Genomic DNA, 12,795 nt, shown 5'->3' on the forward strand with positions numbered 1-12,795 from the left:
GGCCGGCGCGCCCGCCGTGGCCGTCCCCCCCCACCTTCAACGCTTCCTGCAAGGCGCCATCATGCAAAAATATCTGCTCCAGGCAATTTGCTTCCTGGCGACCATCGCCCTCTGCACAGCCTGTGCCGCACCACACTCGCAGCAAGGCCCCGGCATGATCGTGACCTTCAGCAACGGCATCAAAGGAAAAGAGGTCGACGTGCTGCGTGCGCGAACGGCGAACGGCGTATTTTTTCCGACCCCTGGCTCCCTGGGACCCGACAAGAATCCCATGACTGGCGGCAAGACCATGGGTGCCGCGCCGGATGGCCGCGAACTGCTGCAATGGGTGGAGTTCGAATGGCAGGTATGGCCATATCCCTACCCGGATCGGCCCGCTGATCCTGTAGCGCGGCAAGTCTGGAGCGAAGGGGTACATGCCCTGTCCCGCTCGCTGCCCATCCAGACGGCCCGCGTCGCCGTCCGATCGCGCGTGCCGCAAGACGTCATCGACGAAGTGCTGGCGTCAAACAGGCAAAGAGCGCCCAACGCGCTGCCGGACAAAGATCTCTGGGTGTATTTCATCTGGTACGAGACGGGAATCAAGTTTCGCTGGAGGCTGCTGCAAGGCTGTTGCAAGATGCTGCGCGAAGGCGACGACGAGCTTGCGCCATGACCAAAACCCCAGGCAACCAGCACCGGCCGGCGCGCCCGCCGTGGCCGCCGGCCCTACCTTCAACGCATCCTGCAAGGCACCATCATGAAAAAACATCTGCTCCAGGCAGTTTGCTTCCTGGCGGCCATCGCCCTCTGTGCAGCCTGCTCTGTAACACGGTCGCAGGACGGCCCCGGCATGATCGTGACCTTCAGCAACGGCATCAAAGGAAAAGAGGTCGACGTGCTGCGTGCGCGAACGGCGAACGGCGTATTTTTTCCGACCCCTGGTTCACTAGGTCCTGACAAGAATCCCATGACCGGCGGAGCCACCATGGGCGCCGCGCCCGATGGCCGCGAACTGCCGCAATGGGTGGAATTCGAGTGGCAGGTATGGCCCTATCCCTACCCTGTCAGGCCTGCGGATCTTGTAGCGCGGCAAGTCTGGAGCGAAGGGGTACATGCCCTGTCCCGCTCGCTGCCCATCCAGACGGCCCGCGTCGCCGTCCGATCGCGCGTGCCGCAAGACGTCATCGACGAAGTGCTGGCGTCAAACAGGCAAAGAGCGCCCAACGCGCTGCCGGACAAAGATCTCTGGGTGTATTTCATCTGGTACGACACGGGCATCAAGTTTCGCTGGAGGCTGCTGCAGGGCTGTTGCAAGATGCTGCGCGAAGGTGGCGACGAGCTTGCGCCATGACCAAAGCCCCAGACAACCAGCACCGGCCGGCGCGCCCGCCGTGGCCGTCACCCCCACCTTCAACACTTCCTGCAAGGCACCATCATGAAAAAACATCTGCTCCAGGCAGTTTGCCTCCTGGCGGCCATCGCCCTCTGCACTGCCTGCTCTGTAACACGCTCGCAGCAAGGACCCGGCATGATCGTGACCTTCAGCAACGGCATCAAAGGCAAGAAGGTCTACGTCATACGTGCGAGAACGGCGAACGGTGTATTTTTTCCGACCCCCGGCTCCCTTGGTCCCGACAAAAATCCCATGACCGGCGGAGCCACCATGGGCGCCGCGCCGGATGGCCGCGCACTGCCGCAATGGGTGGAGTTCGACTGGACCGAATGGCCCTATCCAGCACCGCCTCCACCAACAGAGCCAAGCGCCCTACAGGCATGGAACGACCGTGTGGACTTGCTGACCCGGACTTTGCCGCACAAACGTGCCCGCGTCGCCGTCCAGTCACGCGTGCCGCAAGACGTCATCGACGAAGTACTGGCGTCGAACAGGCAAAGAGCGCCGCGGGCGCTGCCGGACAAGATGCTGTGGGTGTATTTCATCTGGTACGAGACGGGCATCAAACTCCGCTGGAAGCTGAAAAGCAGCTGCTGTGGCTTGCTGCGCGAAGGCGGCGACGAGCTTGCGCCATGACCAAAGCGCCAGGCCCCACAGAGCGACCAAAAACATCAGGCCTGTTCCTTGGACTGGCAGCAGGATCTTGCCGAGTGCCGCCAAGCCCGCCAGCGCAGGCATGAGCACTAAAGTGGCACGCAGGCTACGCTCCATTAGCCAGCCGGCCAGCAGCGTGCCAACGAAGTTGGCGACACCAAAACCCAGGAGCATCAGAGACAAACCGTTTACATCTATATGGACAACGCTTTCAAGAGCGGGGCGAATATAGGTGAACAATGCATATTGCCCGGTATGGGCCAGTACGCAGCCCAACATCCCGATCCCGATCCCCGGGCGACGGAGCAATCGCAGTACCGATGTGGTGCGCGTCATCGTGCGCGGCGCCATACGGGGCAGCGTGAACAATTGAAACAAAAGTGTTAGCCCTCCGACAGCCGCGGCTGCTATAAATGCACTGCGCCAGCCATATATGCCCCCTAAGTAACTGCCCAGCGGTACGGAAACGACCGTCCCGATGGCGATGCCGCTGAATAATCAGAACGGCTAAAATGAGCAAGCAAAATCAAATTTTTCCATTGTCTAATCTCGTCAGTGAACTATTGACAAGTACTGAAGCATCAGCGGGCAAGACTGAACTTTCATTAAAAATATTAAAAAGATATGTCCATTTTCGATCTCGTCCTCAATATCTCTCCCTCCTTCCATCGCCAATGTTCAATTCGGATTGAAGGTGAGGCCACGGGACTGGCCACATTTGAAGCCCTTCAGACAGGCCTTCTTCCGCGCATTACACATAGTTTGCCAGTCGAAAGTGAACAAATGGCGACACTCCATAGACGTTCTTCCGCCATGTTAATGGAGTGGGATGAACAGTGGAATCAGCTTGGCTTGGATGGAATTAGCATTAACGGAGTTTTCGGTTCCTCGAGTTCGAAGCCTCAGTTGTTTTCGTTGTGGAGTCCGAAAGAAGGGTGCGCTGCACACACGATGCTGGCTGCTGTGTTTGAATGTTTGCCCTTTGACCGTTGCAGCGGGCCTGCTGGCGAACTGCTCGAGATTGTGCGGAGCTATTTAGACCTGCAGCCGCCCGTCAGCATCATCAACTATAAGCCGACGCATCTTCGGCTTGCACCGTGGGTGCATGCAAATGACGCGTGCGAGGTCGAAAGCCATTTGCGGATGCTTGCCGATGACGGTGACTTGATAGTTGATGCGTCCGGTATGGAGCGATTTTGCGGAGCGCTAACGCAGCTACTGCCTGTTGAGCATCTGCTGAAAAGACGTGGGGAAGTACGTTGGATAGTCCGCAGCGAGTTTTCAAATGCTCTCATACAGGCTGGTGTTGCACAGTCTATGATTGAAATTGTTCCAGCCCTTCCGATTTCGCGCAAGGGTGAACCGATAGTGCTCGGCGGTATTTTTGTGGGTTCTTCAGAATTGATTTCTTTTGCCAAAGCCGGAGAAAGGATGCAATTGGTTCGCAGTTTTAGAAAAGAATACTCACTGACGATCGAGCAAGCCTCTAAGGCTGCAGCGGAGCTAATGGAAATTGTCGCATGCCATCCAATGCATTGAAGGAAACAAAAGCACGTTTTTCTTCGCTCAATTTCCAGTGATGAATCGGCGCCAGTAGCTTAGACGCTCCTGAGACATAGTTCTTGAAAGATGAAAAACCGATGGATCGTGTTTGGCATGGGCGTCCTGCCAGGCACCTGGTGTGCGATCTCGTAGCTGCCCGCTCCAACGACGAGATCGGGTCTGGCCTATCTATTCAGCTCTGCAATGATGCATTTAAGTTAAAGTGTTGCGTTGATCGATTGAACCCGCAGCCAAAAGCAGCCTTTGTCAGTGATGGATTTGCTCAGTTCCCTTCTGCCTGAATCGCGACCATGAAGAATCAATACCGTGTAACAAAATATGACCCCTCGCTGAGAGATGCGACAGGCGGATACACAGGCTGCGATTGGACTTCGCGATCTGATATCGGACGGGTATTTGACGGTGGGATGCTGTCTGAGGCGGTGTATCTGAATGTTGAAAATAGCTACCTGTCCGCTATGAAAAGTTTCCTGGATGAGGCAGGTATCGAGTCATTGGCGTTGACGGCATTGGAATGTCGCGACGCCCCCGCAGATGGCTTTCTGCACCGGGGGAACCTATCTATTGCTCAAAGCCTCGATTTCGCGCGTCTTGTCCTTCGCGAAGAGGCCTGGGGAAAACTCGTCGTGCCAGGCAAGGCGTATGTCCACTTTGGCTACGACTACTACATGTACATCGGAGTACCCTCGAAATGCGAGCGGTCGATTGCGATCGCACGCGATCTAGGTCTATTTGTCGAACGAATTCGCTCGCCTCATCTTCGTCAACAGCCATTCAGATAAGTTACCCGACTTCGGATGAGGCAAACGAGTCAGTGCAGTGGTTTAATGTACCCGTCAGTCAAAAAGTAATCGAGTGGGATGGTCCCGCGTCAGGCATAAGCCGACACCAAAGAGCACTAAAGCACCTCTCAGCCCGCCTAAATGCGGGCTGTTTTCGTTTTCAGCCTGGCACTGTCTGGCAAGTTTTCGCACCACCAAGCCCCCCTCCGCTACTATGAACTGCCCGGAGCAATCAGCTGCATCCGCCCGCATGGTCGTTGCCACCGTGCGCGGCGATGAACATGGCGACTGCGGACCGGCAATAGGATTCGATTTCGTTGTCGTCCTCCGCTATCGCTTCATTGAAGCGTGCGATGATCAGCAGATCGGAACCTTTTAACAGCGCGGCAAACAAGCGGGCAGACCGGAGAGGATCTGGCACATGCAGAACCTCCTTCGCGTGCAACTGACGCAACAGGGCCTCGATTTGGGCGATGACATGGGCGGGGCCTGCTTCGTATTGGAGCTTGCTTAGCGACTGTTGATTCGTCTTGTCGGCCATGATCATGGCTTCGATACGACGGACGTCCGGGTTCAAGAACGTGCGAAGCAGGGATGATCCCACCGCCATGAGCTGATCCTCGGCCGAACCGTCTACGCCTTCAAACAGGGCCTGCGGTGCAAACTGATGGCAGCGGGCCGCGATGGCAGCGCTAAACAGCGCCTCCTTGTTCTCGAAGTGCCGATAGATGCTTAGCTTGGATATCTTCGCCCGCTGGGCGACCTTGTCCATTGTCGTCGCTTGAAAACCCAATTCCACAAAAAGCTCGCACGCCGCGTCGGCGATCGTTTGGCCAAGCGCCTCGTTGGTTGGCCGGCCGCGCCGGCCCTGATTTTTTTCAGTCATAAAAATTCCAGTACTTGACAGTATCCAATTCTTTAATTAGGATACCACATAGTATCCAAAAGGTGCAAACCCAATGGACAGGTTATTGCGCGCCAAGCCCTACCCAGCCCTCACCCACACACGGAGTCCATCACCATGAATGACGTCATCATTATCGGCGGCAGCTTTGCTGGCCTCGCCGCCGCCCTGCAGCTCGGCCGTGCCCGCCGCAAGGTCACGGTCCTCGACAGTTGCCGGCCGCGCAACCGCTTTGCCGGCCATTCGCATGGTCTGCTCGGCCACGATCACAAGCCGCCGCTGGACATCCTGGTCGAGGCGCGGCAGCAGCTGGCGCGCTATCCAACGATCAGGCTGGTCACTGCCCGTGCCGAATGCATCTCCGGTACGATCGACGATTTCTGCGTCGTCACTGACGATAACGAAAGCCTAAGGGCACGTCGCCTGATCCTGAGCTATGGCGTCGTCGATCAAATGCCTGATATCCCGGGCTTCGCCGAAGGCTGGGGCACGTCCATTGTGCCCTGCCCCTATTGTGACGGTTTTGAAGTCGCCGGCCAGCATTGGGGCCTTGTCTGGTCCGGTCCGCAGTCGCACAATTATGTCAGGCTGTACGGCGATTGGACCGAGACGCTGACGGTCTTCGCCGATGGGCACGACATTCCACCCGATATCCGGGCCGATCTGGCGCGCCGCAACATACCTGTCGTCGATGGCCGAATCATGGAAATCACCCGACACGGAGGCGAAAATGCCACTGTCAAGCTCGATACCGCCACCAATGTCGCGGTCGACATCCTGTTTGCGCATCCGCGCAACAAGCCGTCCGCAAGCCTGCATGAATCACTGGGCCTCGCTACAGTCAATACGCCACTGGGCATCGCCATCAAGGTCGACGAGCGCCGCGAAACCAGCATACCCGGCATCTACGCCGCCGGCGATCTTGCAAACCCAGCCATGGCCTCGGTCACCACGGCAATATCGCAGGGCGCAACGGCGGGTATCTCCGCTCAGCAGTCGATGCTGGTTTGAGGGCACAGATTTGTGATGAGCATGGCCATCGAACCCGACAGCGCCGGTGTACGCATCCCTCCGCCCGTCATCTATCCGGGAGCGCTGCTGTCGGGGTTGGCGGCGGAACAGATCGAACGCGCGGCCGCGCTCGCAATTCCTCACCCACTCACGTTCATGAGATCCTCTCCGCGCAGGTCGAGGACCGCCATCGGTTCGCCGCACGGCATGCGATGGCGGTCGTCCCCCCGACGTCGACCACTTCCTACACATCGAGGCCCCCGAGGCGATCGCGGAACGGATCGCGGCGTGGGGCCGACTCGTGTCATCCCCCCCCTGCCTCGACAAAAGGGGTCTAGTCAAGAACAAATCAGAACAAGGAGATAGCATGACAGAGCAAAATGCCTATCAGGTCGCCAACTGGAATCATCAAAGCGGAGAACGCTGGGTCGCAAACCAGGCCCGGCTTGATGCCATGGTGGCGGTGTTCGGCCAAGCCGCGATCGAAGCCGCCGCGCCCGCGACGGGCGAGCGCGTGCTGGACGTCGGCTGCGGCGCAGGCGCGTCGAGTCTGGCTCTGGCCGCCCGCGTCGGCGCGCAGGGGCAAGTGCTGGGCGTGGACATATCCGAATCGCTGATCGGCCGCGCACGCACGCTTACGCCACAACATACGCCGGCCCAGTTCCTGGTAGCCGACGCCAGCAGTGCCGAGTTGCCGGAAGGCGCGTTCGACATCCTGTTCTCGCGCTTCGGAGTGATGTTCTTCGGCGATCCAACAGGGGCGTTCGCCCATATGCGACGCGCGCTGCGGCCGGGCGGGCGGGTCGTTTTCGTCTGCTGGCGCGGCGCGGCCGAGAACGAATGGATGCGCCTGCCGATGGGCGCGATAAAGGGCATCGTCGCGCTGACCGCGCCGCCCGATCCCGAAGCGCCCGGCCCGTTTTCGTTCGGCGAGCGGGATCGGGTGACGCGCATCCTGACGGCAGCCGGTTTCACCGATATCGCTATCGCGCCCTTCGATGCTTCCGTCCCGTTCGGCGAGGGCGGAACGCGGGACGCTGCGATCGACGACGCGGTGAAGATGGCGCTCGAGGTCGGCCCGCTGTCGCGCGTACTCGCCGCTCAGCCCGATGAGATCCGTGCCCGCGCCGCGGTCGCCGTCCGTACCGTCTTCGCGGGCCGCCCCGGCGAGCACTCGGTGATGATCGACGGCGCGGCATGGATCGTCACGGCGCGCAATCCGGCAAGTTGACACGGATTAACACGGGAGACGCCCGCCGCTTGGTGGAACGGGGCGCCTTGGGCCGGGCAGATTGATATCCCGTCTGGCGTGGCTCTGACGCCACTGGCGCTGCGATGAAAAATGTGCCGTCTAGGATGTCCGACTTTATTGGTCGTCCAGATAAAAATATGAGCTTGCAGGGACTGCTGAAGGTCGCGACCGACCGTTTCCGCCCGGCCGATAGCAGACGACATGCGTGGCTTAGGCTTTGAGAGCAAGGAAGAGATATGATAGGCGTAAGCCTGCTTGATATGAAAACGGCCGCAGGAAGCGGCCGTATCGTTTGGGACTGGACAATGGACGAAAATCCCATTGCCCCAAGTTTGCCCCAAGTTCGTATTCAGACAAAAGATGAAATCCTGAGTCATTGAATACAAACGAAAAATTTGGTGGGAAGTGCAAGTTTCGAACTTGCGACCCCTGCAGTGTGAATGCAGTGCTCTACCCCTGAGCTAACCTCCCGAAGCGAGGCGAATTATCGCATAGGTGTTGCGGCATCTGCAAGGGCTGGCAAGAGGAAATTTACCATGCCCCGCTTTTTTCTCAGGCGGCCGCTGGCGGCGACGTGACGGCGGTCCAGATGCACTGGCCTTTGGCAGCCTTGTCGAGGCCGGCGATGGTGGATTCGTGGGCGGCGAGCTCGTCGGCCGTGGCGCTCTGGAAGATGACTTCGGCCAGGGGCACGATTTCCAGCACGGCGCCGTCGGCGGCCACTTCCACCTCTTCTTCCATGCTCAGGCTGTTTTGCCCGCGCGTCATGGCCAGGTAGACGTCGGCCAGCAATTCGGAGTCGAGCAGCGCGCCGTGCAGCTTGCGGTGGGCGTTCGAGACGCCGTAGCGGTCACACAGGGCGTCGAGCGAGTTGCGCTTGCCCGGATGCATTTCCTTCGCCTGCACCAGGGTATCAATCACGCCAACCACTTGTTCATGCACGGGCGGCAGGTTCAGGCGCTTGAATTCCGCGTTGAGGAAGCCGATATCGAACGGGGCGTTGTGGATGATCAGTTCGGCGCCGGCGATGTAGGCGCGGAATTCGTCGGCGATTTCCGCGAATTTCGGCTTGTCGCTGAGAAATTCCGTCGTCAATCCGTGGACGGCCAGCGCACCCTCTTCCGAATCGCGCTCGGGATTGATGTAATGATGGAAATTATTCCCCGTCAACATGCGGTTGTTCAGTTCGACCGCCCCGATCTCCAGGATGCGGTCGCCCGTACGCGGGTTCAGGCCGGTGGTTTCAGTATCGAGAACAATTTGACGCATGGCGGATTCATTCGTAAAAGCAAAAAGCGAAGGGCACAGTATAGCAAACCTGTGTGCTGCTGCAATCGCACCCAGACATGTTCGAACGCCCAACAAAACCGTAGCGAGCGGCAGTGATTTGTGGCCGAGAAGCGCAACCGTACTCTAGTACGGCGAGCATCACAGGCCGCAAAGCGCGACGCGCAGTAGGTTGGGTTGGGCGTTCTTACGCGCGCACAGTTTCCACGCCCAGGTTGGCCAGCTGATCGGCTCGCTCATTGCCAGGATGGCCATTGTGGCCGCGCACCCAGCGCCATTCCACTTCATGCACGGCCTGGGCCGTATCGAGGGCCTGCCACAGGTCGACGTTTTTCACGGGCGCCTTGGCCGCCGTTTTCCAGCCGCGCGCCTTCCAGCCGTGGATCCATTCGCTGATGCCCTTCTGGACATACTGGCTATCGGTATACAGCACCACCTGGCACGGACGTTTGAGCGCCGTCAAGGCTTCGATCACGGCCTTCAATTCCATGCGGTTATTCGTCGTATTGAGTTCCCCGCCGTAAATTTCTTTCTTGGCGCCATCGGCTACCATCAGCGCGCCCCAACCGCCCGTGCCGGGATTGCCCTTGCATGCGCCATCGGCGTAAATCTCTACCTTATCCATCTTGCTGTTCCCGCCTTTTATTCGTGACCGGTGCGCCTGCGGGCGCCGTCGCCGGTTTCTTGGTCCACGCCGGACCGATCAAACGCATCCCTTTGACGCGCTTGATCGCCTGCACTATATACACTGCGCCCAGATATGGCCACCAGCGCGCGCCCGCCTTGTCCATGAAAGCGTTGCGGCGCAGCCATTTTTCTGTCCTGCAGGCAGGTGCGTAGCAGCCGAAGTAGCTTTGGCTGACGCCCATGTTCAGCAATTTTAACCAGTCTTTCATGCGCGGCATAGAGATCAGCTCGCCCGCCTGCGGCAGGTAATGGCGTCCCGTGACCCGCCCCAGCCCCTGGCGCACGCCCCACAGGCTGGCCGGATTGAAGCCGCAGACGATCACGCGCCCCTCGGGGATCAGCACGCGCTCGACTTCGCGCAAGACCTGGTGCGGCTCGGCGGCAAATTCAAGCACGTGCGGCAAGACCACGAGGTCCAGGCTTTGCGAGTCGAACGGCAACTCGTCAAAAGCCGACACGAGGGTGAGGCGGCTGTCCTGCGGCGGACGCGATGGCAGGCGCGAATCGAGCAGCCATTTGTTCGGCATGCGGTTGGCGGCCAGTGCGTCGAGCTGGGGCAAACCGATCTGCACGGCATTAAAACCGAAGATGTCGACGGTCAGACTGTCGAGACATTGCTGTTCCCAGGCGCGCACGTACACACCGGCCGGCGTCTGCAGCCAGCCGTCAAGCGCTATAATGGATTTTTCGGATGCCACACTGTCCATTCAGTTTTCTCTTTTGCTCATGACACACTCCCCTGAACACGCTTTATCGGTACTTGCCGTGCCCGCCTTTGCCGACAATTACCTGTGGCTGATCCATGACGGCCGCCACGCCGCCGTGGTCGACCCCGGCGATGCGATGGCCATCCTCGATGCGCTCAAAGCCCATCAGTTGACCTTGTCCGCCATTTTACTCACGCATCACCACGCCGACCACACGGGTGGCGTGCCTGAATTGTTGCAGCATTTCGCCGTCCCCGTCTTCGGCCCTCGCAATGAGGCTATCACAGCCATCACGGAACCGCTTGCCGAAGGCGATGTCGCTTACGTGCCCGAGCTGGGCTTGCAAATGACCGTCATCGACGTGCCCGGCCATACGAAGGGGCATATCGCCTACGTGCGCCAGCGCGACGAGCGCAGCGGCGCACCGTGGCTGTTTTCCGGCGACACCCTGTTTGCGGGCGGATGCGGCCGCCTGTTCGAAGGCACGCCGGGCCAGATGGCCGACTCGCTGGGCAAGCTGGCCGCCCTGCCCGACGATACCGAGGTATTTTGCGCGCATGAGTACACCTTGTCCAATTTGCGCTTCGCTAACGCCGTCGAGCCGGGCAATGTGGCCTTGCAGGAACGCATCGCCATCGACACGGAAAAGCGCCAGCAGGGTTTATCGACCGTGCCGTCGACCATTGCCCTTGAAAAGGCCACGAACCCCTTCCTGCGCTACCGCGAACCGGCCATCCTGAGCAGCCTGAAGGTGGAAGGCAAGCTGACCACCGATGCTTCGCCCGTCGAAGCGTTTGCAGCCTTGCGGATGTGGAAAAATAATTTTTAAACGTACCCTTTCGCCATAAAAAAATCCCGGCAGATGCTGATGGCATCGCCGGGATTTTTTTATACGGTTATTTGCTCAGGATCAGATTTCTTCGTACAGCGGCAAGGTCAGGAATTCGGCGAACGATTCCGACGTCGACATTTCCTCGAAAATCTGGCCGGCGCGCACATAGGTCGGACCATTGCCGCCCGGCGCATCGCGCTGCACCTTGGCCAGCTCTTCCGGAATCATGGCGCGCACCATGTCTGCCGTCACCTTGCGGCCGTCTTCCAGCACGCCCTTGCTGGAACGAATCCACTGCCACACTTGCGAGCGGCTGATCTCGGCCGTGGCCGCGTCTTCCATCAGGTTGTGGATGGGCACACAACCGTTGCCGGCCAGCCAGCTGCCCAGGTAGTGGATGCCCACGTTGATGTTGTAACGCAAACCGGCTTCCGTAATCGGCGCTTCCGGCTGGAAGTTCAGCAAGTCCGATGCCTTGACATCGATGTCGGGACGCTGCTTCTCGATCTGGTTCGGTTTGTCGCCCAGCACTTTCGTGAACTCGCCCATGGCCAGTTCCACCAGACCCGGATGGGCAACCCAGCCGCCGTCATAGCCGTCGGTGGCGTCGCGCGCCTTGTCGTTGCGCACGCCGCCCATGGCGATGTCGTTCTTTTCCGGATCATTCTTGATCGGGATCAAGGCCGCCATGCCGCCGATGGCCGGTGCACCACGTTTGTGGCAGGTTTTCAGCAGCAGCAAGGCGTAGGCGCGCATGAAGGGCGCCGTCATCGTGACTTTCGCGCGGTCGGCCAGGCAGAAATCCTTGTCCAGCTTGAATTTCTTGATACACGAGAAGATGTAATCCCAGCGGCCCGCGTTCAGGCCCGAGCTGTGCTCCTTCAGTTCGTACAGGATTTCATCCATTTCAAACGCGGCCAAGATGGTTTCGATCAGCACCGTCGCCTTGATCGTGCCTTGTGGCAAGCCCAGTTCGTTTTGCGTCATGACGAAGATGTCGTTCCACAGGCGCGCTTCCAGGTGCGATTCCATCTTCGGCAGGTAGAAATACGGGCCGGCGCCGCGCGCCAGCTGCTCCTTGGCGTTATGGAACATGAACAGGGCGAAATCAAAAATGCCGCCGGAAATGCGCTTGCCGTCGACCAGCACGTGCTTTTCATCGAGGTGCCAGCCGCGCGGACGCACAACTAGGGTCGCGATCTTGTCGTTGAGCTTGTACGACTTGCCATTTTGCTCGAGCGAAATCGTCTTGCGCACGGCGTCATACATATTGATCTGGCCCGTGATCTGGTTATCCCAGTTCGGCGTGTTCGAATCCTCGAAGTCCGTCATGTAGCTGTCCGCGCCGGAATTGAAGGCGTTGATGACCATCTTGCGCTCGACGGGACCGGTGATTTCCACGCGGCGGCATTCCAGCGCCTTCGGAATCGGCGCGATCTTCCAGTCGCCGTCGCGGATGTGCGCGGTTTCTGGCAGAAAATCAGGACGCTCGCCCGCGTCGAGGCGCTTGGCCCGTTCCACGCGCACGGCCAGCAACTCCTGGCGGCGCGGCTCGAATGCACGCGTCAGCTTGGCCACCAGCGCCAGCGCGGCCGGCGTCAAAATCTGTTCGTAGCCGGGGGCGATGTCACCCGTGATTTGCATGCCATCGGGAAGTGCGATCGTGTTCTGCGTCATGAAGTTCTCCGGTTTTTAGTCAATATAAGCAAAGGAAATCTGGTGATCCAAGTATAAGCGCAAC

13 protein-coding genes, 1 tRNA gene and 1 pseudogene are annotated in these 12,795 nt (G+C 59.3%); 8 read left to right on the top strand and 7 right to left on the bottom strand.

All coding sequences use genetic code 11. The annotated features are described in order from the left end of the window. Positions 1-61: 61 nt before the first annotated feature. From JAB4_RS17740 to JAB4_RS17750, 3 genes are all read left to right on the top strand, one after another. Entirely contained in the window at positions 62-655 is a 594-nt protein-coding gene (locus tag JAB4_RS17740) for a hypothetical protein (RefSeq protein ID WP_070218538.1), read from the top strand. An 84-nt stretch (positions 656-739) separates the two neighbouring features. Then, a complete protein-coding gene (locus JAB4_RS17745; RefSeq protein WP_070300236.1) occupies positions 740-1,333 on the top strand; it encodes a hypothetical protein in 594 nt (197 codons plus the stop codon). Positions 1,334-1,417: 84 nt separating this feature from the next. Further along, positions 1,418-2,011: a hypothetical protein gene (locus JAB4_RS17750; protein ID WP_139143841.1), complete on the top strand. Its 594-nt coding sequence runs from the start codon at positions 1,418-1,420 to the stop codon at positions 2,009-2,011. A gap of 27 nt (positions 2,012-2,038) precedes the next feature. Here the strand turns inward: JAB4_RS17750 and JAB4_RS17755 are convergent. Next, positions 2,039-2,515: pseudogene (locus JAB4_RS17755) on the bottom strand (MFS transporter); the annotation flags it as partial. Between the two features lie 138 nt (positions 2,516-2,653). Here JAB4_RS17755 and JAB4_RS17760 point away from each other — a divergent pair. Further along, the gene (locus JAB4_RS17760) at positions 2,654-3,568 is read left to right on the top strand and encodes a hypothetical protein (RefSeq protein ID WP_139143842.1); all 915 of its coding nucleotides are present in this window, start codon (positions 2,654-2,656) and stop codon (positions 3,566-3,568) included. Between the two features lie 314 nt (positions 3,569-3,882). Further along, on the top strand, positions 3,883-4,374 hold the full coding sequence (locus tag JAB4_RS17765) for a hypothetical protein (RefSeq protein WP_070223482.1): 492 nt from the start codon (positions 3,883-3,885) through the stop codon (positions 4,372-4,374). Between the two features lie 232 nt (positions 4,375-4,606). Here JAB4_RS17765 and JAB4_RS17770 read toward each other — a convergent pair whose 3' ends face one another. Then, positions 4,607-5,260 (bottom strand): TetR/AcrR family transcriptional regulator, encoded by a 654-nt coding sequence (locus tag JAB4_RS17770; RefSeq protein WP_070223480.1) that lies wholly within the window; start codon positions 5,258-5,260, stop codon positions 4,607-4,609. A gap of 135 nt (positions 5,261-5,395) precedes the next feature. Here JAB4_RS17770 and JAB4_RS17775 point away from each other — a divergent pair, with 135 nt between their 5' ends. After that, a complete protein-coding gene (locus JAB4_RS17775; protein ID WP_070223477.1) occupies positions 5,396-6,289 on the top strand; it encodes an NAD(P)/FAD-dependent oxidoreductase in 894 nt (297 codons plus the stop codon). A 367-nt stretch (positions 6,290-6,656) separates the two neighbouring features. After that, positions 6,657-7,520 (top strand): methyltransferase domain-containing protein, encoded by an 864-nt coding sequence (locus JAB4_RS17780; RefSeq protein ID WP_070223476.1) that lies wholly within the window; start codon positions 6,657-6,659, stop codon positions 7,518-7,520. A gap of 417 nt (positions 7,521-7,937) precedes the next feature. Here the strand turns inward: JAB4_RS17780 and JAB4_RS17785 are convergent. From JAB4_RS17785 to JAB4_RS17800, 4 genes are all read right to left on the bottom strand, one after another. After that, a tRNA-Val gene (locus tag JAB4_RS17785) sits at positions 7,938-8,012 on the bottom strand. 81 nt (positions 8,013-8,093) lie between these two features. Further along, positions 8,094-8,810 (bottom strand): DNA polymerase III subunit epsilon, encoded by a 717-nt coding sequence (gene dnaQ / locus JAB4_RS17790; protein WP_070223475.1) that lies wholly within the window; start codon positions 8,808-8,810, stop codon positions 8,094-8,096. A gap of 205 nt (positions 8,811-9,015) precedes the next feature. Beyond that, positions 9,016-9,453, bottom strand: a complete 438-nt coding sequence (rnhA, locus tag JAB4_RS17795; protein ID WP_034784447.1) for a ribonuclease HI — start codon at positions 9,451-9,453, stop codon at positions 9,016-9,018. Continuing rightward, entirely contained in the window at positions 9,446-10,222 is a 777-nt protein-coding gene (locus JAB4_RS17800) for a class I SAM-dependent methyltransferase (RefSeq protein WP_070223474.1), read from the bottom strand. Before JAB4_RS17800 ends, rnhA begins: the two co-directional genes overlap by 8 nt. Before the next feature lie 19 nt (positions 10,223-10,241). Here JAB4_RS17800 and gloB point away from each other — a divergent pair, with 19 nt between their 5' ends. Next, positions 10,242-11,051, top strand: coding sequence for a hydroxyacylglutathione hydrolase (gene gloB / locus JAB4_RS17805; RefSeq protein ID WP_070223473.1), 810 nt, complete (start codon positions 10,242-10,244; stop codon positions 11,049-11,051). Positions 11,052-11,132: 81 nt separating this feature from the next. Here gloB and aceB read toward each other — a convergent pair whose 3' ends face one another. Beyond that, positions 11,133-12,731 carry a malate synthase A gene (aceB, locus tag JAB4_RS17810; protein WP_070223472.1) on the bottom strand — a complete coding sequence of 533 codons (1,599 nt, stop codon included), beginning with the start codon at positions 12,729-12,731 and terminating at the stop codon, positions 11,133-11,135. Positions 12,732-12,795: the final 64 nt, after the last annotated feature.

It is taken from the genome of Janthinobacterium sp. HH102 (genome assembly GCF_001758625.2).
Lineage (GTDB): Bacteria > Pseudomonadota > Gammaproteobacteria > Burkholderiales > Burkholderiaceae_D > Janthinobacterium.